At 67.9% G+C, this 19602-nt stretch carries 15 protein-coding genes and 1 pseudogene; 13 read left to right on the top strand and 3 right to left on the bottom strand.

What is annotated here, in order from left to right; genetic code table 11:
* Positions 1–5: 5 nt before the first annotated feature.
* The 4 genes from AC5Y2L_RS27475 (at position 6) to eccCa (ending at position 7159) form a co-directional block, all read left to right on the top strand.
* On the top strand, positions 6–203 hold the full coding sequence (locus tag AC5Y2L_RS27475) for a hypothetical protein (RefSeq protein WP_499945464.1): 198 nt from the start codon (positions 6–8) through the stop codon (positions 201–203).
* A gap of 142 nt (positions 204–345) precedes the next feature.
* A complete protein-coding gene (locus tag AC5Y2L_RS27470; RefSeq protein WP_499945462.1) occupies positions 346–1425 on the top strand; it encodes a VldE C-terminal domain-containing protein in 1080 nt (359 codons plus the stop codon).
* Complete coding sequence (gene eccB, locus AC5Y2L_RS27465; protein WP_499945460.1) at positions 1422–2960, top strand: type VII secretion protein EccB; 1539 nt, start codon at positions 1422–1424, stop codon at positions 2958–2960. The genes AC5Y2L_RS27470 and eccB overlap by 4 nt, the downstream gene beginning before the upstream one ends.
* On the top strand, positions 2957–7159 hold the full coding sequence (gene eccCa / locus AC5Y2L_RS27460) for a type VII secretion protein EccCa (RefSeq protein WP_499945458.1): 4203 nt from the start codon (positions 2957–2959) through the stop codon (positions 7157–7159). Before eccB ends, eccCa begins: the two co-directional genes overlap by 4 nt.
* Positions 7160–7181: 22 nt before the next feature.
* On the opposite strand, the gene AC5Y2L_RS27455 is transcribed toward eccCa, so the two are convergent.
* Positions 7182–8696, bottom strand: coding sequence for an RNA-guided endonuclease InsQ/TnpB family protein (locus tag AC5Y2L_RS27455; RefSeq protein WP_499945456.1), 1515 nt, complete (start codon positions 8694–8696; stop codon positions 7182–7184).
* Complete coding sequence (tnpA, locus tag AC5Y2L_RS27450) at positions 8693–9040, bottom strand: IS200/IS605 family transposase (protein ID WP_499945454.1); 348 nt, start codon at positions 9038–9040, stop codon at positions 8693–8695. Before tnpA ends, AC5Y2L_RS27455 begins: the two co-directional genes overlap by 4 nt.
* Positions 9041–9350: 310 nt before the next feature.
* Here tnpA and AC5Y2L_RS27445 point away from each other — a divergent pair, with 310 nt between their 5' ends.
* The 9 genes from AC5Y2L_RS27445 (at position 9351) to eccE (ending at position 18886) form a co-directional block, all read left to right on the top strand.
* The gene (locus AC5Y2L_RS27445) at positions 9351–9647 is read left to right on the top strand and encodes a PE family protein (protein WP_499945452.1); all 297 of its coding nucleotides are present in this window, start codon (positions 9351–9353) and stop codon (positions 9645–9647) included.
* 20 nt (positions 9648–9667) lie between these two features.
* Positions 9668–10846 (top strand): PPE family protein, encoded by a 1179-nt coding sequence (locus AC5Y2L_RS27440; protein WP_499945450.1) that lies wholly within the window; start codon positions 9668–9670, stop codon positions 10844–10846.
* A gap of 147 nt (positions 10847–10993) precedes the next feature.
* Complete coding sequence (locus AC5Y2L_RS27435; RefSeq protein ID WP_499939929.1) at positions 10994–11290, top strand: WXG100 family type VII secretion target; 297 nt, start codon at positions 10994–10996, stop codon at positions 11288–11290.
* A 43-nt stretch (positions 11291–11333) separates the two neighbouring features.
* On the top strand, positions 11334–11624 hold the full coding sequence (locus AC5Y2L_RS27430; RefSeq protein WP_499939931.1) for a WXG100 family type VII secretion target: 291 nt from the start codon (positions 11334–11336) through the stop codon (positions 11622–11624).
* An 80-nt stretch (positions 11625–11704) separates the two neighbouring features.
* A complete protein-coding gene (locus tag AC5Y2L_RS27425; RefSeq protein WP_499945442.1) occupies positions 11705–12619 on the top strand; it encodes an ESX secretion-associated protein EspG in 915 nt (304 codons plus the stop codon).
* Positions 12620–12737: 118 nt separating this feature from the next.
* Complete coding sequence (locus AC5Y2L_RS27420) at positions 12738–14063, top strand: MinD/ParA family ATP-binding protein (RefSeq protein ID WP_499945438.1); 1326 nt, start codon at positions 12738–12740, stop codon at positions 14061–14063.
* Positions 14060–15574: a type VII secretion integral membrane protein EccD gene (gene eccD, locus AC5Y2L_RS27415; RefSeq protein WP_499945434.1), complete on the top strand. Its 1515-nt coding sequence runs from the start codon at positions 14060–14062 to the stop codon at positions 15572–15574. The genes AC5Y2L_RS27420 and eccD overlap by 4 nt, the downstream gene beginning before the upstream one ends.
* 10 nt (positions 15575–15584) lie before the next feature.
* Positions 15585–17312, top strand: coding sequence for a type VII secretion-associated serine protease mycosin (mycP, locus tag AC5Y2L_RS27410; protein ID WP_499945431.1), 1728 nt, complete (start codon positions 15585–15587; stop codon positions 17310–17312).
* Positions 17309–18886, top strand: coding sequence for a type VII secretion protein EccE (gene eccE, locus AC5Y2L_RS27405; protein ID WP_499945429.1), 1578 nt, complete (start codon positions 17309–17311; stop codon positions 18884–18886). The genes mycP and eccE overlap by 4 nt, the downstream gene beginning before the upstream one ends.
* A gap of 283 nt (positions 18887–19169) precedes the next feature.
* On the opposite strand, the pseudogene AC5Y2L_RS27400 reads toward eccE, so the two are convergent.
* Positions 19170–19602 (bottom strand): annotated as a pseudogene (locus tag AC5Y2L_RS27400) (hypothetical protein); the annotation flags it as partial.

Genomic DNA, 19602 nt, shown 5'->3' with positions numbered 1-19602 from the left:
ACCGAGTGGCATCGATGCTGGAACGCCGCATCGCGGCCTTGGAGGCACGGCTGGCCGACATCGAGGGCGGTTATGGTGACACCCTGTATTACCTGCGACGGGCCAGCATCAAGTCTGAGGTTCGCCTCGGAAAAATTCTCGACCACCTCGATATCGACGACGTCGGTGAAGACGACGTCGAGCACGTCCTCGACGAGCAATAGCAGCAGCGGTTCCTTGCCGTTCGCTGCTTGCGGCCGGTTACGTTCAGCGGTCTGTTTAAGGGGGCGCTGCGGCGCCGCGGGGTGGCTGTGTTTTCTTTGCTCGGTTGTGGTTTGGGGGTTTTGGCCGGGTTAGGTTTGGTGGGTGGGTGCTGATGTGTCGGCGTTTGTGGCGGCGGTGGATCGGGTGTTGACGCGTGGGCATGAGTTGTTTCCGGCGGGTGGTGGTGGTGGTTCGGTGTTTGCTGCCGGTGGGGGTGGGGGTGGGCCGGTGCCGGTGGCCCCGGCTGGTGGTGGTGGTTTGGGTGGGGGTGCGCGGGGTGCGGGCGGGGTGTATGGGCGTGTGCGGGCGTCGGTGACGGCGTTGGATGACCACGCGGGTGCGGATGTGGGTGCTGGTGGTGAGGCCGGTGCGCGGGGTCGGGTGGCTTCGGGTGTGGTGCGGGATCAGGCTCGTGCGCAGGCGGCGGCGTTGGGGTCGTTGTCGGATTCGCCGGCGGGGTTGCGGTTGTTGGTGTCGACGATGGATGAGCGGTTGGCGGCGATGCGCCGGCAGGTGGCGGTGACTGGTGCGGAGAATCGGTTGTTGGCGGCGCGGTTGCGGCAGCTGGCTGCGGGCTATCGGGGGATGGGCTCGGGTTTGCCGCTGGGCGGTTTGAGTGGCTTGTCGATGCTCGGCGGCCGCGGCGGCGGGCTGGGTGGGCTGGGCGGGTTGAGCAGCGTGCCGACTTCGTTGATGGGCGGGTTGCGGCCGGGCGGTATCGGCGGGCGCGGCGGTATCGGCGGGGCGGTGACGGGTTTGGTGGGCCGGTCTGTGGGGGGTGAGTTGGCGCCGGGTGTGGGCTCGGAGAGGGGTTTGCAGCGGGACACGATTTTGGCGAAGCGGGCGGTGTCGGCGGCGTTTCCGGAGATCCGCGATATTGGGGGGTGGCGGCCGGATTCGTTGAAGTGGCATCCGAATGGTCAGGCGATTGATGTGATGATTCCTGATCCGAGTTCGCCGCATGGTAAGGCGTTGGGGGACGCGGTTTTACGGTTCGCGTTGCAGCATTCCCGCGAGTTCAATTTGAATCATGTGATTTGGCGGCAGACGTTGTATAACCCTGATGGTTCGTCGTCGGTGATGGAGAATCGTGGGTCGCCGACGCAGAACCATATGGATCATGTGCATATCGCGACCAATGGTGGGGGTTATCCGCGCGGCGGAGAGGTGTATCGGCTTTGACGGATATCGAGACCCAGACCGGGGAGGATGTGGCCCCGGCCGAGCGGGGCCGGGGTTTGGTGCTTTCCACGCGGGTGCAGGTTTCGGGGCACATGTTTTTCGCTCGCCGCGCGGTGTTGGCGATGACGCGGCGGCGGGTTCGGATGGAGGCCGAGCCCGGGCGGCGTCAGTCGATGGCGTTGTTGGCGGGTGTGACGGCCACGGTGGTGTTGTGTGTGGGGGCGTTGTTTTGGTCGTTTGTGCGGCCGGCGGGGTCGGTGGGGTCGTCGCGGATTGTGGCTGATCAGCGTTCGGGGGCGCTGTATGTGCGGGTGGGGGAGACGCTGTATCCGGCGTTGAATTTGTCGTCGGCGCGGCTGATTGTGGGGGAGCCGCTTAGTCCGGATCGGGTGCGGCGCAGCGAGATTGAGTCGCGCCCGCGGGGTGCGTTGGTGGGTATTGCGGGGGCGCCGCAGGATATGTCGGCGACGTCGCCGCGGCGCTCGTCGTGGCTGGTGTGTGATGAGATCACCAGGTCGTTGGGGGTGGCGGGTGCGCCGGAGCCGGTGACGGTGACGGTGATCGATGGGCAGCCGGATTTGGGGACGCGCCGGCATGTGTTGGGTGCTGATGAGGCGCTGGTGCGCCGCTTCGGTGAGCAGGTGTGGCTGATCCGGGCGGGGCGTCGTTCGCTGGTGGACCGTGACGCGCGCCCGGTGTTGTTGGCGTTGGGGGTGGCTCCTGATGCGGTGGAGGCGGCGCGGCCGATGAGTCGGGCGTTGTTGGATGCGATTCCGGTGGGGCCGGCGTTGTCGGTGCCGGTGATCACCGGTGCGGGTTCGTCGGCCCGGTTTAGCGGGGCGCCTGGGCCGGTCGGCACGGTGGTGTCCACCCCGCAGATGGGGGGTCAGACGGCGTATTCGGTGGTGCTGGCCGATGGGATGCAGCCGGTGTCGGTGGTGGTGGCGCAGGTGTTGGCTAACGTGGGGCCGGCGGCGCCGGCGCCGGTGGTGGTGGCGGGTGCGGTGCTGGCCAAGTTGCCGGTGGTCAATGATCTGGATTTGTCGGCGTTTCCGGCGGTCCCGGCGCGCTTGGTGGATAGCCAGGTGAATTCGGTGGTGTGCTGGGGTTGGCAGAAGGTGGCCGGTGAGTCGGCGGCGTCGACGTCGGTGGTGGTGGGTCCGACGATTCCGGTGGCGGATTCGCAGGTGAGCAAGGTGGTGGAGCTGGTGGCACCGGGACGTACCGGGGTGCAGGCCGACCGGGTGTATTTTGGCCCGGATTTCGCTAATTATGTTGTGTCGACCGGTAATTCATCTTTGTCGGCGACGTTGGATGCGTTGTGGTGGGTTTCGGAGTCGGGGGTGCGGTTCGGGGTGGCGCGTGAGCAGGAGACACTGCGGGCGTTGGGGTTGTCCAGCGCGCCGAGCCCAGCGCCGTGGGCGGTGTTGCGGCTGTTGGCGCCGGGCCCGCTGTTGTCTCGCGCGGATGCGCTGGTGCGGCACAACACGTTACCGGTCGACGCCAATCCGGGGGAATTGGAGGTGCCGAAGTGAAGCGTGCGTTTGCCCGACCGAAGCCGGTTGCAGGACCGCGCCCGGTGCCGGAGACACTTGAGTTGCCGACACCGTTGAAAATGCCGCCGCCGGAAGGCAAGCCGTGGTGGACGGTGGTGTTGGTGGTCGGTTTGATCGGTCTGGTCGGCGCGATGGTGGGGGTGAGTTTCGCCAGCGGGGCGCGTTCGTTCACTGGGGTGGGGTCGTTGTTTCCGCTGATGATGGTGGGCGGGTTGGGGATGATGCTGTTCGGGGGGCGTGGCGGCTCGCAGGAGCCGGCGCGCACCAAGCTGGATGCGCTGCGGGCCCGGTTTTTGCTGGTTTTTGACGAGTTGCGCGCGAGTACTGCCAAGTGTGCGGATCGTCTGGATGGTAGTTACCGCTGGTTTCACCCGCCGCCGGCGACGTTGGAGGCTGCGGTGGGCGGGGTGCGGATGTGGGAGCGCACAGCTGACGGCAGCGACACGTGGTTCGGGGTGGGTCGGGTGGGTGTGGGGATGACCGACCTGCGGGAGGCGGGCGCGTTGGTGGTTGGTGAGCCCGCGGACATGCCGACCGATATCGAGTTGGAGCCGGTCACGGGCACGGTGTTGCAGCAGTTCGTGCGTTATCAGACGGCGGCTTACGGGACACCGGCGTTGGTGTCGCTGCTGGTGGAGCCGGGTTATGCGTTGCGTGGTCCGCGTGAGCGGGTGCTGGGGGTGATGCGGGCGCTGTTGTGCCAGTTGGTGTTTTCGCATGGTCCTGATCGTCTGCGGCTGGTGGTGGTGACGTGTGATGTGGCGCAGTGGGATTGGGTGAAGTGGTTGCCGCATGCGGGTGATCCTGCGGTGGTTGACGCGGCGGGCCCGGTGCGGATGGTGTATCAGTCGGTGCAGGATCTGCTGGCCGCTCAGCAGGAGGCGTGGTCGCTGAGCAGTATCGGGGCGTTTGAACCGCGCACCAGGGCGGGCGGCAAGGGCCCGATTACGCCGCTGCCGCACACGGTGGTGGTCTGCGACACCGAGGGGCCGTGGGAGCTGCTGGGCGATCGTGGCGGGGTCAACGGGTTTACGTTTTTCGATGTGTGCGGCGCTTCGGTGCCGGCGTGTGCGGACCCTAAGCGGGTCTTGCATGTCAGCGCTGATGGGGTGATGACCGCGGTGCCGCGTGACCCGGTGTCGTGGGATCCAAAACACGCTGAGCTGCCACGGTTTTTCGCGGTGGCCGACCAGTTGGGCCTTGAGGAGGCCGAAACGTTTAGCGAGCGGATGGCGCGCTGGCGGCTGGCCGAGGCGTATGAGACGGTGGAAGTCGGCGCCGCGGCGCGGCTGGCGCCGCGAGATGTGTTGGGGTTCTACGGCATTGATGACGCGGCGCGTATCGACTTCGAGGCGGTGTGGGCTGCGCGCGGGGACATCAATTCCGCTCAGCGGCTGAAGGTTCCGCTGGGAAACCGTGCGGATAACAAAGAGCTGTTCTTGTTGGATATGAAGGAGGCCTCTCAGGGCGGGCAGGGTCCGCATGGGGTGATGGTGGGAACCACGGGCTCGGGCAAGACGGAGATGTTGCGCACAACGATCATGTCGCTGGTGTTGGGGCATCGGCCGCAGGACGTGCAGCTGGTGCTGGCCGATTTGAAGGGCGGCTCGGGTGTTAAACCGTTCACCGGGGTGCCGCATGTGGCGCATGTCATTACCGACTTGGAGGAAGACCAGGCTTTGATGGGGCGGTTTATCGACGCGTTGCAGGGCGAGATCGCGCGGCGAAAGTCGGTGTGCGACAAAGCCGGTGTGGATGATGTGACCGAATACAACAAGGTGCGGGCCGCTCAGCTGGCGAAGGGGCAGCCCGCGCTGGCGCCGCTGCCGGCGTTGGTGGTGGTGATCGATGAGTTTGAGCAGTTGTACAAGATGACGGGCCAGGACATCGATAATGTGTTGGACGACATCTGCCGGCAGGGCCGCTCGTATTGGGTTCATTTGCTGATGGCGAGCCAGACCATCACGAGCAAGGCCGAACGGTTGATGGCGAATATGGAGTACCGGATGGCGTTGAGGCTGAACCAGAGTTCGGCGGCCTCAACGATCGGGGTGTCTAACGCGTTGAACCTCAAGCGGCCCGGCGAATGCTATTTTCTGCAGGGTTCGCCGACCGCTACCAACCCGAACCTGACGAGGTATCGCGGGGAGTGGCTGTGGCGGGAGTACCGCAAGCCCGGCATCGACGAACTCGATGACGCGCGCCCCGAGCTGACCGGTTCTGCGGCGCCGACCTACTTTGCGCCGCAATTGTTTACCACCGAGTTCACCCCGGTGCCGATGTCTGAGGGTAGCGAGGTCGAGGCGCCGCTGGCGGGGGAGGCGGCCGAGGCGGATGCGGGCGCGGGGGAGGAGGACAACGGCGATGCGTTGATGCGCCCGAAGGTGGGCCGGATCATCATCGACCAGCTGCGCCAGATCGACTTTGAGCCCTACCGGCTGTGGCAGCCGCCGCTGGATGAGCCGTGGAGTATCGAGCGGCTGGTGAACACGCATTTGGGCCGGCGCTGGGACGGCGACTATGCCCGCAGCGCGGATTTGGTGTTCCCGATCGGGGTGGTGGATCGCCCGTTCAAACACGATCAGCATCCGCTGACGGTCAACGTGTCGGGCTCGGGGGCCAACGTGTTGATTGTGGGTCAACCCGGTTCGGGCAAGACCACCGCGCTGCAGGCCCTGATCTGCGCGGCGGCGCTGACGCACACCCCTGAGCAGGTGCAGTTTTACTGCCTGGCGTTTTCAGCTGAGGCGCTGGGCTCTGTGGCGGGGCTGCCTCATGTCGGCGGGGTGGCAAAGGCGCTGGACGGTGACGGTGTGCGCCGCACGGTGGCCGAGATGAGAGAGTTGTTGGTGTCGCGGCGGCGCAGCTTCGAAGAGTGCGGTGTGATGTCGATGGAGTCGTTTCGGCGGCGCAAGTTCGGCGCAGAGCCCGGCCCGGTCCCCCAGGACGGGTACGGCGACGTGTTTTTGGTGATCGACAACTACACCGGGCTGGCCAGCCAGTACGAGGCGTTGTTGGATCCGATCGCCCAGTTGATCATCGACGGTCCGACGTTCGGCATTCATGTGGTGGTCGCGGTGGGCAAGGAGGCGGAGTTGCGCCCGATGGTGCGCGACAAGTTCGGCTCTCGGGTGGAGCTGCGGTTGGGGGAGTTGACCGATGCCAAGCTGGTCAAGGGACAGTTGGCTGCACAGGTGCCTGCCGGGCGGCCGGGCCGGGGGATGATTGCGCAGAACTACCTTCGCCTGGGGGCTGATCCGGTGGGTCTGCACACGCTGATGGCCCGCCCGACGATGCAGGCCGGCGCCGGCGACGGGGTGGATTCGCGCAGTGTGGTGGCGGCGGTGGCCCGGGCCGCTGCGGGGTATGCGCCGGCGCGACCGGTGCGCCGGCTGCCCGAGCGGGTGCCGGTCGGCGACCTGGTGGCGCTGGCCGCCGAATCGGGGCGGGCGTCGTCGATGGTGTGGGCGATCAGTGAGACCGAGCATCCGGTGTATTTCGACCACCAGCACCTGATGATTGCCGGACATGCGAAGTGCGGGCGCACCACGGCGTGCGCGGCGGTGATGAGCGAGATCGCCCGGGTGTATGCCCCTGCTGAGGCGACGGGCGCGGCGCACAGCTCGCCGCGTCAGGCCGCGCAGGTGTGGCTGGTCGATCCGCGCCGGCAGCTGTTGAAGGTGCTGGACAGCGCCTATGTGACGCGTTTCGCCTACACCAGCACAGCGGTCAAGCAGATGCTCGAGGAGCTGGCCGCTGTGCTGGCCACCCGCCAGCCCGAGGGCCGGTTGGGCGCTGAGGAAGCCGCCGCGCGGCGGTGGGAAGGCCCGGAGATTTTCTTGGTGATCGACGATGCCCAGCGGTTGCCGGCGGGCTACGATTCGCCGCTGGCGCCTATCGCGCCGTTTGTGGAGGGTGGCGAGGACGTGGGGTTGCGGATCGTCTACAGCCGGCTGTTCGGCGCGTTCATGTCCGGGGTGGGGGCCGATCCGGTGCTGCGGATCTTGCATCAGCAGGCCAAAGTGCCGCTGCTGGTGATGGATTCAGATCCCGATGACGGTTATGTGCGGGGTAAGTGGAAGGGCCACCAGATGCCCCCGGGTCGCGGCTATCTGCTCAGCACCGACGAGACCGGAACCTACGTACAGGTGGGGCAGTTGACATCCTCCACCGCTTGAAAGCGGTGGATTCCCTCGGCCGTTAGGCGGCGGTGGGGGGTTTGCGGTTCATCGCAGATGCCGCCGGCCCAGGGGCCGGACCCGTGTGGGGGTCGGTCTTGATCTTGCTCCCCGCCTGGCTGACGGCTTCGCCGCCCGCGTTCGCCGCGGATGTCCCAGCCAGTTGTTCGGTTTGCGCTGCCCAGCGTGTGAGGGCTTCCTCACGCACGTTGATCGCAGCGTTGGTATCAGCATTGCCAGTCCAGGCGCACGCGAGGCAACGGAAGACCGCTTGGCTTTCACGGTTTTCTTTGCACGTGTGCCCACACTGATGGCAACGCTGACTGGTGTAGGCGGCGGGCACCTCAACGAACGGCACCCCCGCCAGGTTGGCTTTGTACTCGATGCACTTGGCAACTCTGCCGAGCGCGGCACGCTGCAGCACCCGGTTGAGCCCCCGCTTGGCTGCAGCCCCCTTCCCTTTGCCCCGCCGGGTCATCCGGTCCAGGAACAGCGTCTCGATCCCGATGAAGTCGTGCTCACGCACGAGTTGGGTGCTGAGCTGGTGCGCGAAATCCTCACGCACGCGCGCCTGTTTGGCGGCCAGGCCAGCAGCGGCGGTCTTGTGCGCTTGGTAGCGTTTCGACTCCCAGAACCGGCGGCCCTGCCGGGCGGCGATCAGTTTGGACTTGGCCATCCGCCGCTGATGGAACTTGCGCTGCTTGTCCACCTCGGCGGCGTCGGGGGCGTCGTAGAACCGGCCGCGGTCATCGGCGGCGGTGTGCACCACACCGCGATCAAGCCCGATCGCCTCACCCGTTCGGACCTTGCCAGCAACCGGAAGCGGTTCGTTGACGAACACCAACTGGCGGCGTGTCCAGTTCACCCGCACCGACGTGTAGGGGCGGATCGGCTGCGACAACCGGACGTGCAGCGTGACTTTCCAGCCCAGTTTGTGCGGCTTACCGTCCGCTGCACGCCCCGGTGCGCGGTGCGTTGTCGGGTTGGCGCCGCTGATCGTCACCATGCCAGAGCGCCGGCCCGTCTTGGTGAACACCGCGTTGCGCCCACCGTTGAACCAGCACACAAACCGTTGATCGGAATCCTTACGGCGGAAACCGGGCATCGCCCCCGCCCGCCGGCCCGCAGCCTTGTTGGTCTTGCGGCGTTTGCCCGCCGAAAACCAGTCCGTCGCCTCGGTTTTCAAGGTCGCTTCCAACACCAGCGACGGCATGGCAGCCAGGAAACCATGCCGCTCGCGGGCCTGCGCGTCGGTGATGTCGGTAACCTCACGGCCGATCGGCAGCAACACCGGCTCACCGTCCGGATCGATCACAATGGTGTTGTTTCCGTCGCGGTCTTCGCACGTCATGTACCGGCAGCGGATCGAGCGGCGCTGATTGAACCGGAACCGGAACCCATCACACAACCAGCCCAACACCGCATCCGGATCGGCCGACCACACCGGGCCAACCGTGCCGGCATCGTCGGTGACCTCACCCAGATACACCGGGCTGCCGCGCAGGCGGGCGCGAGTGATCTTGACCCGTTGACTCATGACGCCAGCATCGCGTCCCACTGGTGCTCGATGTAGCGGCGCACCGTCGTCTCCGACACGTAGCCGACCGAGGCGGCGAAATACGCCGGTGACCACAACACCTTCGCGAACCTCCGCAGGTGCGGGAACTCCTGGCGCAGCACTCGCGCGGTGCGCCCCTTGAACGCGCACACCACCGCCGCCGGGGCGTCAGTCGGCCCGACCCGCACGAACAGGTGCACATGATCGGGCATCACTTCGTGAGCCACGATCTGCCAACCATGCTCGCCGGCGATCTGCTCGATAAGTTCATCGAGCCGGCGCGCGACCCGCCCGCCCAACACCCGACGCCGTACTTCGGGCACCACACCAAATGCAGGCCCAGCGAGCACACGCCTCCCGGCGTGCGACGAAACCGCTGAGCCGACATACCGCGAACCCTACGAGACGGCACTGACAAAACTCGCGTGACCACGCTGTTCACCTACGCCCCGATTCCCCCGGCCGCTAAAGCGACCGGCCCCCTCGGGGCTCATCGGTGGATTCCGACTAAAGGTGGCGGCTGGGTCGAAATTGGTGTTGCTCGACCTGCGCATAGTACGGGTGGCGTCGCTAGACTCAGATTCGGCGGGGATCTGGTGTGCAGGGTTGATCCGGTGATGCGGAGGTAAATCGATGTTCGTGACGGCGTTGCCCGAAGCGATGGACGCGACAAGCGCAGGGTTGGCGGCGATCGGCACCACCGTGCAGGCCGGCAACGCCGCGGGAGCGCCCGCCACGCTGGGTGTGTTGCCCCCGGCCGCTGAGCCGGCGTCGGTGCTGCTGGCCGCGGCGTTTAGCACTCATGCCGGGCTGTATCAGGTCACTCAGGCGATCGGCGGTGCGGTCCATGCGATGTTTGTGGCCACTTTGGGCGCCAGCGCAGCCAGTTATGCGGCCAGCGAAGCCTTGAATGCCGCGACAATGGTGTAGCCAGCCGGGCGTTACCCCTGATGGGCGATTACGAGGTCCCCCCGGAGATTAATTCGGGCCGGATGTATGCCGGCTCGGGCTCGGGGCCGCTGATGGCTTCGGCGGCGGCGTGGCAGGCGCTGGCGGCTCAGCTCGGCTCGGCGGGTGCGGCGTTTCAGGCGGTGGTCAACGCGCTGGTCGGCGGCGCGTGGCTGGGCCCGTCGTCGATGTCGATGGCGTTCGCGGCCGCACCGTATGCGGTGTGGATGATCGCCACGGCCGCCCAGTGCGAGCAGGCCGCGGCCGCGGCGGCGCAGGCGGCCGGCGCGTTTGAGGCCGCGCGGGCCGGTGTGGTTCCGCCGCCGGTCATCGAGGCTAACCGCAACACGTTGATGACGTTGATCGCAACGAATTTCATGGGGGTCAACACGCCGGCGATCGCGGCCACCGAAGCCGCCTACGACGAGATGTGGAGCCAGGACACGACCGTGATGTATGGGTGGGCCGCGGATGCCTCCGGGGTGACGGGGACGCTGGCCGCCAACCAGTTCGTGCCGCCGCTGCCCAATTCCAATCCGGTGGGTTTGGCCGCCCAAACCGCGGCGCTGGGCCAAAACGGCGCAACATCGGGGGGCCGTGCGCCGTTTAGCGCCGCTTCGGAGGCCGGCGGGTTGAGTAGTTTGCCGGTCGATGGCCAGACGATGTTGACGATGGGCCCGCAGCTGGTGGGCATGATTCCGCAGGCGCTGCAAGGGCTTTCCTCACCGCTGAGCGGTGGGCTGGGGTCACCGGCCTCGGGGTTGGGGCAATTCCAGTCGTTCTTGTCACCGTTTATGGGTGCACTGAGCAATCCGGGCCTGTTGGGGGCGGGCACCAGCGGCGCGGCCGGGGCGGGGCTGTCCCCGGCGGTGAGCGGGCTGGGTGCGGGCGGTGCGCAGGTGGAGGCGATGGCCGGTCGGGCCGGATCGCTCGGGGGTGGGTTATCGGTTCCGGCGACGTGGATGGCCGGTGCGGCCGAGTCGGGCGCGGCGGCCGGTGCGGCGGCACCGCTGACGGGACCAGTGAGCGCGGCCGGTGGCGCCGCGGGGGCTGCGCCGGCGGGCACTTCGGGTGCGGGCATGTATGGGGCGGCGCCGTTGGCGGCGGGTTTGGGCGGTCGGGGCGGCTCGGCCGGCACGCCGCGCTACGGGACCCCGGTGAAAGTGTTCGACCGCCGCTAAATCCGGTACCGGGTAAATAGCGGCGAGTTTTCGCTGAAAATGGTTTGCGTCCGCCGTTATGTTGAGCCGCACCGTGGCAATAGACTAGCCCCACAGCAATGTTCCGTTTTTTGGTTTTCACACGGTCGCGATTAAGGAGAGTAAGCGATGGCGACGCATTTTATGACCGACCCGCACGAGATGCGGGCGATGGCCGGCCGTTTCGAGGGTCATGCGCAGACGGTCGAGGATGAGGCCCGCAGGATGTGGGCGTCGTCGCAGAACATCGCCGGCGCGGGCTGGAGCGGACAGGCCCAGGCGACCTCGTACGACACCATGGGCCAGATGAATCAGGCGTTTCGCAACATCGTGAACATGCTGCACGGGGTGCGTGACGGGTTGATCCGCGACGCCAGCAACTACGAGCAGCAAGAACAGGCCTCTCAGCAGGTGTTGAGCAGCTAGCCCGGGCGCACAGAGTCAACGCAGACAGATCAGGAGGCAAATGATGTCGATCAACTACCAGTTCGGTGATGTGGATGCCCACGGCGCGACGGTGCGCGCCCAGGCCGCCGCGCTGGAAGCCGAGCACCAGGCCATCGTGCGTGATGTGCTGGCGGCCGGGGACTTCTGGGGTGGCGCTGGCTCCACGGCCTGTCAGGAGTTCATCACTCAACTGGGACGAAATTTTCAGGTGATTTATGAGCAGGCGGCCGCGCATGGGGCTAAGGTGCAGAGCGCCGGGGCCAACATGCACAGCACCGACGGCGCTGTCGGTTCCTCGTGGGCGGCGGTGTAACCGGCGCAACTGGCGGTGACGCGGCGGCATCGGCAAGGGTGCCGCCGCGGTCGTTTTTAGAAGGGAAGCAGGCGCAGGCGATGTCCGTCGATGATCTCGAGTCGACCGATATCACCGTCAATCTCGCCGGGCTGTGGCTGCTGCAGGCGCTGCTGAGCATCCCGCGGCTGGCCCCTGAGCTGCGGGCCTGGCCTTACGGCGAGCCCCGCTGCACGCAGTGGCTGGCGTCTCACCCCGGTTTGGGCGTGCTGGTGGGCGAGGGGATTTGCGATGAGGGTGCGGTGGTGCGCGGTGATATCGCTGAGCGGATGCGCGTGCTGGGGGCCCCCGACGTCGAGGTGATCGTGCTGGTGTCCGAGGGCCCATTAACCTGGTCTGCCGTGGTGGATTTCGACGATCCGGCCACGTGGCGTGCGGTGCCGGCCGGGCAGCTGCGCATCGTGTTGGCGCGCCGGGAGGGCCGCTGGGTTTCGGCGGTGCGCACCGGCGACCAGGTCACCATCGATGACTGTGCCGCGGCAGCGGACTCGGGGTGGCTGGCGCAGCTGGTGTGCGAGGCGCTGGATATGGTGCACTGCGTGCCGCCGGCCCGCTTCAGCGCGATCAACGTGCCGCTGGAGGAGATGTGCACGGCGGCGGCGCAGCGAGCCGCGGCGGGCACCGCGGCGGGGCAGGTGGCCGCGTTGAAGGCGGTCGGGCTGCGGGGGGCGGTGCTGGCCGAGCTCGGCGTGGCCCTGGATGAACCGCTGGCCGAGGCGCTGCTGTATGCGCGCGCATATGTTGAGTCCGCCACCGAACCCAGTGAGTCGGTGCTGGATTTGCGTGACACCGATTCGGGGCGGGTGGCGCTGTACCGGATCAACCCGCCGCCGGGAGCCCAGCAGCAGTGGATGACCGTGGCGCCGGCGACGCCGGCGCAGGTACGTCACGGGGTGTCGACGGTGCTGCACAGCGTGGCGCTGCGGTCTTGGTTAACTCATGAACGAATGGCCTGAGCCGCCACACAATGCCGCACCAGCAAATGGATTTTCACGAAAGATTGCGGTCCGCCGTGATGTAGCGGTAATTCGCGTTCTAGGATCGAGACATCAGCATGCAAACAGGGGTTGAGTAATGGCCGATAATTCCGATTTCATGTCGCGCTACCTGCCGCCGGAGGGGCCGCCGGATCGCCCTGAGGCGGGCCCGGCCTCCACTGGGGCGCACGCCCAGCCGCCGCCGCCGCCTGCTGCGCCGGTGAGGACACCGCCGCCCCCGCCACCAGCCGCGCCGGCTGCGACACCGCTACCGCCGGTGCACCGGCCCCCCACCCCGCCGCCGGTGGGCATGGCGCCGCCGGCGGCTAATGGGCACGCCGCTGCGCCATGCCCACCGCTACCGCTCGGGGCGCCCGCCGGCGACGCTGATGCACGTCAACGCCCGGGCCAGCCGAACGGCGCGGCTGATCAGCGGGAGCTCAGTGCGGCGCAGCGCTGGGCGCCGGTGGCCGATCCGCGCGCCAGCTGGCAGGAGCATCGCCACATTCAAGTCGGTGAAGTGCACAAGGCGCCGCGGCCTCGACCGCAAATGGGTTGGCGCAAAGCGGTTTACGTGTCGACCGGTCATTTGGTGAACTTGGGGGCCGGCCCGGCCGAGCGGCTGCTGCGTGATCAGCAGGAGCGCATCACGGCCAACATTCCGGGTACTTATCAGATCAGCGCGATCTCGATCAAGGGTGGGGTCGGCAAGACGACGCTGGTCGCCGCCGTCGGGACGGCGGTTCGCCAATTCCGCAATGAGCCGGTGTTGGCGATCGACGCCAATCCCACTTACGGCGCCCTGGGACGGATGATCGATCCGGGCGCTGTGCCCTCGCTGCGCGAGTTCCTGGCGGCCAGCGACTTAACGGATTACCCGAAGGCACGGTATTACACCGGCCGCAATGGATCCGGACTTGAGGTGCTGGCCGGAAACCAGAATGTGGCCAACCCGCTGCAGTTGACGCCGGCGGTGTTTCGCGACGCGGTGAGCCGCACCCGCCGCTTTTATCAGCTGTCGCTGGTGGATTGCGGCGCCGAGATTGATCACCAGGTGATCCCGGAGGTGTTGTCGGCCTCGGATGCGCTGATGATCGTGGGCTCGATGAACGTCGAAGGCGGCCTGGCAGCGGAGAAGACGCTGGATTGGCTGGCCAGCCGCAATGGCCATGAGCTGCTGAAGCGTTCGGTGCTGGTGCTCAACGACGCCTACCGGTGCGCGAACAAAAAGTACATCACCCACCTGCAGCACACCCTGGGCCCGCGGGTGCGGTCGGTGAAGGTCGTTCCGTGGGATAAGCATCTGCGTGATGCGTCGCCGCTGGTTTTCACCGCGCTGCGCAAACAGACGCGCTCAGCGCTGATTGATTTGGCCGCCGAATTGGCTGACGGGTTTCCGACCGCCGGGGCACTGAGCAGGTGACGCTGGAGCAGCACGCCGCGGTGAGCGCCACACCCGCGGCATCGTCGCCGGCCACGGTGTGTGTGGCGGTCAGCGCCGGGGTCAGCAAGGTGGCGCTGGTGTTGGACGCCAGCGCTGCGGTGTCGGTGCAGATGGCGGCGCTGGTCGATGTGGTCAACGCGCGCCTGTGCGAGCTGGGGCGCGAGCCGATCAGCGCGGGCGCGACGGCGCGCGGGCGGTGGGCGTTGTGCTGGGTGGATGGGACCGCGCTGAAGCCTTCGGAGTCGCTGGCCGATCAGGGCGTGACTGATGGCACGCGGTTGTGGTTGCGGTTTATTCCCGACACCGAGGCCCGGATCAATGTTGTCGAGCATGTCACCACTGCAGTGGCCGCCGAGCTGAGCAAACGGTGGCCGGGTGTGACGGCGGCATGGGCGGCCCGGGTGGGTGCGGGGATGGCGGCCGGCGGCGTGCTGGCGGCCGCTGCGGTGATGTTGCGGTGGCGCTACGGGCACCTGGGGTGGTGGCCGGCGTTGTACTGCGGCGGGCTGGCTGCGGCGTTGATTGTGGCTGCGGTGGTTGTTGTGGTGCGTGCCGGTGAGGGTGCGGGCCGCGCAGTTGGGGACACGCTGCTGTTGGTGGGGTGCCTGGCGGCGGCGGTGGCCGCCGCGGCTGCGGTTCCCGGGCCGCTGGGTGCACCGCACGCCGCGGTGGGGTTGGCGACGCTGATCGCCGCGGCGGTGTTGATCATGCGGTTCACGGGGCGGTTTCTCGCGCTGGGCACCACGGTGGTGGTTGCCGGGGGTGCCGCCGCGGTGGCGGCGGTGTTCCGGATGACGCTGGTGGTTTCGGCTCCGATCTTGTTGACGGTTGGGCTGTTGGCGGCGGTGCTGGGGATGCATGTGGCCCCGACGGTGGCACGGCGCGTCGCCGGTATACGGCTGCCGGTGTTCCCGTCGGCGTCGGGCCGCTGGATTTTTGAGACGCGTCCGGATCTGCCGTCGCACAAGGTGGTGGCCGCTGGGGAGGTGACCAGCTTGGACGGGCCGGAGTCGGTGCGTGATGTGGCGCTGCACACCGACCGGGCGCATGGCTATTTGTCGGGCCTGCTGATCGCGACCTGCACGGTGGTGGTGGTGTGCTGCGTGGGCTTGTGCGATCCGCTGTCGGGCCGGCGGTGGTTGCCGCTGGTGTTGGCCGCCGTGGTGGCGGTGGCGGTGCTGTTGCGGGGCCGTTCGTTCACCGATCGCTGGCAGGCCACGACGTTGGCGGTGGCTGCGGTGGGCATCGTGGTCGGTGTGGCGGGCCGCTATGTGGTGGGGCTGGGCACGTTGACGGCGCTGCTGGTGTGGGCCTCGGTGATGGTGGCGGTCCCGGCTGCGGGCCTGGTGGCTGCGGTGGTGGTGCCTCACCGGTTCTATACCCCGCCGTTTCGCAAGATCGTGGAGTGGATCGAATATCTATGTCTGGCAGCGATTTTCCCGTTGGCGTTTTGGTTGATGGGTGTGTTGGCCGCGATCCGGTACCGGTAGGCGGCCCCTGGTGATCGGGCGCGGCGCGGTGTCGGTGACGGTGAGCGCGGTAGTGCTGGCCGGGTCGGGGTTGTGGGGTGCTCCGGTGGTGGCGGCGGTGGAGCCGCCGCAGATCGATGTGGGAGCGCTGCCGCCGGATGGGCCGCCGGCTCCTGATCAGCCGATGCGTCAAGGCGCCTACTGTACGCGGGTGGGGTCGCTGCCGGGCACCGATTACCGGGTGCAGCCGCACTTTTTGGACATGCTGGATTTGTCGGAGGCGTGGCGGTTCGGCCGGGGCGGCGGGGTGAAGGTCGCCGTCATCGACACCGGGGTGAACCCGCATCCGAGGCTGCCGGATCTTGTCGGCGGCGGCGATTACGTGGTGGCCGGTGGCGACGGGTTGTCGGACTGCGATGCGCACGGCACGGTGGTGGCGTCGCTGATCGCCGCGTATCCGGCGGACGGCAAAACGGCGTTGCCGCCGCCGCGGCAGACCCGCCGGCCCGATACGGCGCCCAGTTCCGAGACGCCGCCTCCGCCGCCGCCGCCGCAGACGGTGACGGTGCAACTGCCTGCGCCCCCGCCCCCGCCGCCGCCGGCGGAGGGTGAGGGTGGGGCCGGTTGGCGGGTGCCGCACACCCCGGCGCCGGTGCGGGCGGTGGGCTACCCGGCGGCGCCGGTGCCGCCGGGTCCCGATGACCCTGCGCCGTCGACCGATGCGCCTGCCCCTGCCTCCCCGATACCGGCGGCGGGCCCGCCGCCCGCGCCGGCGCCGCCCGCGCCGGCGGCGGTCGACGGTTTCAGCGGAGTGGCGCCGGGGGTGCAGATCATCGCTGTCCGGCATAGCTCGCGGGCTTATAGCCCCAAGGATGCTTTTGCCGGCGATCAGGATCCGGCGCGGCGGCGCAAGGCCGGTGATGTCCGCACGATGGCGCGAGCCATCGTGCACGCCGCCAACATGGGTGCGCAGGTGATCAACATTTCGGAGGTGTTGTGCATGAGCGCATCCAACTTGGTCGAGCAGCGCGATCTGGGAGCCGCAGTTCGCTATGCCGCGATTGAGCGCAATGCGGTGATCGTGGCCGCGGCCGGCAACACCGGCAATGCCGGCAATAGCGACTGTAAGCAGAATCCGGTGTATAACCCGTTGACGCCCAATGATCCTCGCGATTGGGCGGGTGTGGCCACGGTCGTCACCCCGGCGTGGTTCTCCGATTATGTGCTCACGGTGGGTGCTGTGGATGCCAGCGGCGCGCCGCTGGATACCAGCATGGCCGGGCCTTGGGTGTCGATCTCGGCGCCGGGCAGCGGCATTGAAAGTCTCTCACCGCGCGATGACGGTCTGATGAATGCCGTTGAGGGACGCGACAATACGATGGTGGGCCTGGAGGGCACCTCGTTTTCGGCGGCGATCGTGTCCGGTGTTGCGGCGCTGGTGCGCGCCAAGTTCCCGCAGCTGAGCGCCCATCAAGTGATCAACCGGCTGCTGGCGACGGCGCGGGCGCCCGCCCGCGGTGTGGATAACCGGGTCGGGCATGGGGTGGTGGACCCCGTCGCCGCGTTGACCTACGACATTCCCGCGGGGGAACCGGTTGGGCCGGAACGGTTATCGGCGCCGCTGATCCTTGCCCCACCGATGGTGGGACGCGACATGACCCCGGTGTGGGTCGCCGCGGGCGGGGTGGGGGCGTTGGCGCTGTGCTGCGCGGTGGTGCTGGGCTCGGCGACCCTCATGCGCAATAGGGGTCCGCGGTGAGGCCGACGTTTCCGCTGGGTGTGGCGGCCGGCTGGGGCCGGCTGGTGGCGGTTTTTGCCGCCGCCGTGGCGCTGCTGTGGGTAGGGATGACGGTGGGTGGACGTGCGGGCTGGTGGGCCGGGGCGGCTGCAGCGGCGATGCTGGCGGCGGGCTCGCTGCTGTGCTGGCGGGGGGCGCCGCTGCTGACGTTGGTGTGGCGGGCCACGGTGGGTCGCCGTGGGCCGGTGGTGAGCGACCCGTCCGGTGAACTGGCTGACCATGACCATGTTGGTGCGGCGGGTCCGGTCGGTATCCGGGCGGTGGGGCCGTATTTGGTGGTGGTGGTGGCGGTGGATGGTCAACCGCACAGCCCGTCGGTGCTGGATCATCACCGCGTGGAGTCGTTGGCGAAGTTGCCGCTGGCGGCGGTGGCTGCGGGCCTGCGCCAGTTCGATGTGACGTTAAGCGGTATCGACATCGTGAGCGTCGGGGTGCGCCGCGCTGCGGAACGCCACCACAGTTATGCGCCGGTGTATTCGAGTCGGGTGGGGGATCATCCGGCGGTGGGGCAGCGCCGCACGTGGCTGGTGGCCCGCTTCGATGCAGTAGGCGGGGCCCGGGCGGTGCTGTGGCGCGAGTCGGTGGCCGCGACGATCGGGGCGGCCGCGCAGTGGCTGGCCGAGGAGGTCGGGGGCCGGCGCTGCCCGGCGCGGGTGCTGACGGCCGCGCAGATCGCGGCGGCCGACGAGGAATTGCTGGGCGGGGTTAAACCGGTGACGCTGCGTCGGGGGTTGTCGCGGCTGCGTCATCCCGGCGGTTATGTGGCGACGTATTGGATGTCGCCGCGTGACATCTCGACTGTCACGTTGGACCGGTTGTGGGGCCCTGATACCGACGCGACGGTGGTGACCGTGCAGCTGCGGCTGACCGCGGACGGCGCCACCACGGTAGGTGCGCTGGTGCGCTACCACACGGGGGCGCCGCTGGTGGAGCCGCCGGTGACGGGCCTGAATCCATTGACGGGCCGCCACGATCTGGGTATGGCGGCCGGGCTGATCACGGCCAGGGCTTATTTGGCGGTGCCGGCGCGGAAACTTGGTGAGGCGGAACAGCTTTCGGTTGCGATCGGGCCCACTGGCATCATTGTGGGCGCGACGGCGGCGGGACATCCGCTGCTGATCGATGTCGGTGATCCGACCGGCCCGGCGACGATGACGATCGCGGGGGAGCTGGCGTTGGCGGTGCAGGTTGCGCTGCGCGCGGCGGCCACTGGTTACGGGGTGCTGGTGCACACTGATCGCCCCGCCCAGTGGAAGCAGGTCACCGGGCCGGGCTTGCAGCTGGTGGGTCCGGGTGGGCTGGGAGATCGGGTGCCGCCGACGCGGCGCCCTTGGTTGGTGGTCTATGACCAGGTGACGGGGCCAGCACTATCGGGCGCGGCGGTGACGGTCCGAACGGTACCCTCGGGCACGACCAGCAGCGCCGATATTCACATCGAGCAGGACGGGGCACATAGCGCGGTCATCCGCACCTGGGCCTTCCGCTACCGCCTGCGCATCGACTTGGACTATGAGCGTCCCCTGACTGCCGCCTGATTCTCCGCCGGGACTGCGTTTGCTAGTTCGTTCTGGGAGCGACGTGTTGTATCCGTTTGGCCAAGCCATATGGAACGTGACGACCAACCCGATCGGCTTCGAAGGGTCCAGTGGCGTATCGAACTGGACATTTGGCGGTGGGCCTATGCTCGTCGACACCCATCGCATCTCTCCTTAAAGAGTCCGCTTTTTGATGGCGAGCGGCCCGTCCCCCCGACAACGTCTGTGCGTCCGCGCAGTTCGCGGCGTCGTCCAGGTGTTGTCCGGCACCCACCAAGGGGCCTTAGCGGCCTTTGACCGGTTCTTCCTCGGGTGGGTCATAGCCGCGGCGTTTAGGCCGCGGCTGTTCGGATGGCAGGGGCGAGCGCTTGGAGTCGGATTTCGGCTGGTTTGCTGGCTGGTTGGTGGCTCGGCCGGTAACGGGTTGCGTTGGTGTTGCGGCGTCTTGCGCTGGGGGTTTTTGGCGCCCGGGCGGGTTGTGCGGGGCGTTGTTTTGGTGGTCGCGGTGTAGTCGCTGTGAGAGTTGGCCGGCTGCTTGGGCGGCGATGACGGCTTCTGGCGCGACCACTGCGGCGGCGGCTTCTGCACCGCCGGCGGCTTCTGCTGCGCCGGCGGCGGCGGTGCCCGTGGTCGTAACTGAGCTGGTTGGGGCGCGGCCGGTGGCGGTGACCGGAGTAGTCGAGGTGGGCGGGGGTTGGGGTGAGGTTGTTGGGGGG

It is taken from the genome of Mycobacterium sp. NGS66, from assembly GCF_059812225.1.
Note: the sequence above shows the minus strand (reverse complement) of the source record. Positions and strands in the feature narration are given on the sequence as shown.

Bases quoted from the DNA above. Each gene is read 5' to 3' on its own strand.
- AC5Y2L_RS27420 (WP_499945438.1), top strand. From the start codon at position 12,738: ATGGCCGATAATTCCGATTTCATGTCGCGCTACCTGCCGCCGGAGGGG.
- AC5Y2L_RS27455 (WP_499945456.1), bottom strand. From the start codon at position 8,696: ATGAGTCAACGGGTCAAGATCACTCGCGCCCGCCTGCGCGGCAGCCCG.
- AC5Y2L_RS27425 (WP_499945442.1), top strand. From the start codon at position 11,705: ATGTCCGTCGATGATCTCGAGTCGACCGATATCACCGTCAATCTCGCC.
- AC5Y2L_RS27435 (WP_499939929.1), top strand. From the start codon at position 10,994: ATGGCGACGCATTTTATGACCGACCCGCACGAGATGCGGGCGATGGCC.
- AC5Y2L_RS27445 (WP_499945452.1), top strand. From the start codon at position 9,351: ATGTTCGTGACGGCGTTGCCCGAAGCGATGGACGCGACAAGCGCAGGG.
- AC5Y2L_RS27440 (WP_499945450.1), top strand. From the start codon at position 9,668: ATGGGCGATTACGAGGTCCCCCCGGAGATTAATTCGGGCCGGATGTAT.
- AC5Y2L_RS27430 (WP_499939931.1), top strand. From the start codon at position 11,334: ATGTCGATCAACTACCAGTTCGGTGATGTGGATGCCCACGGCGCGACG.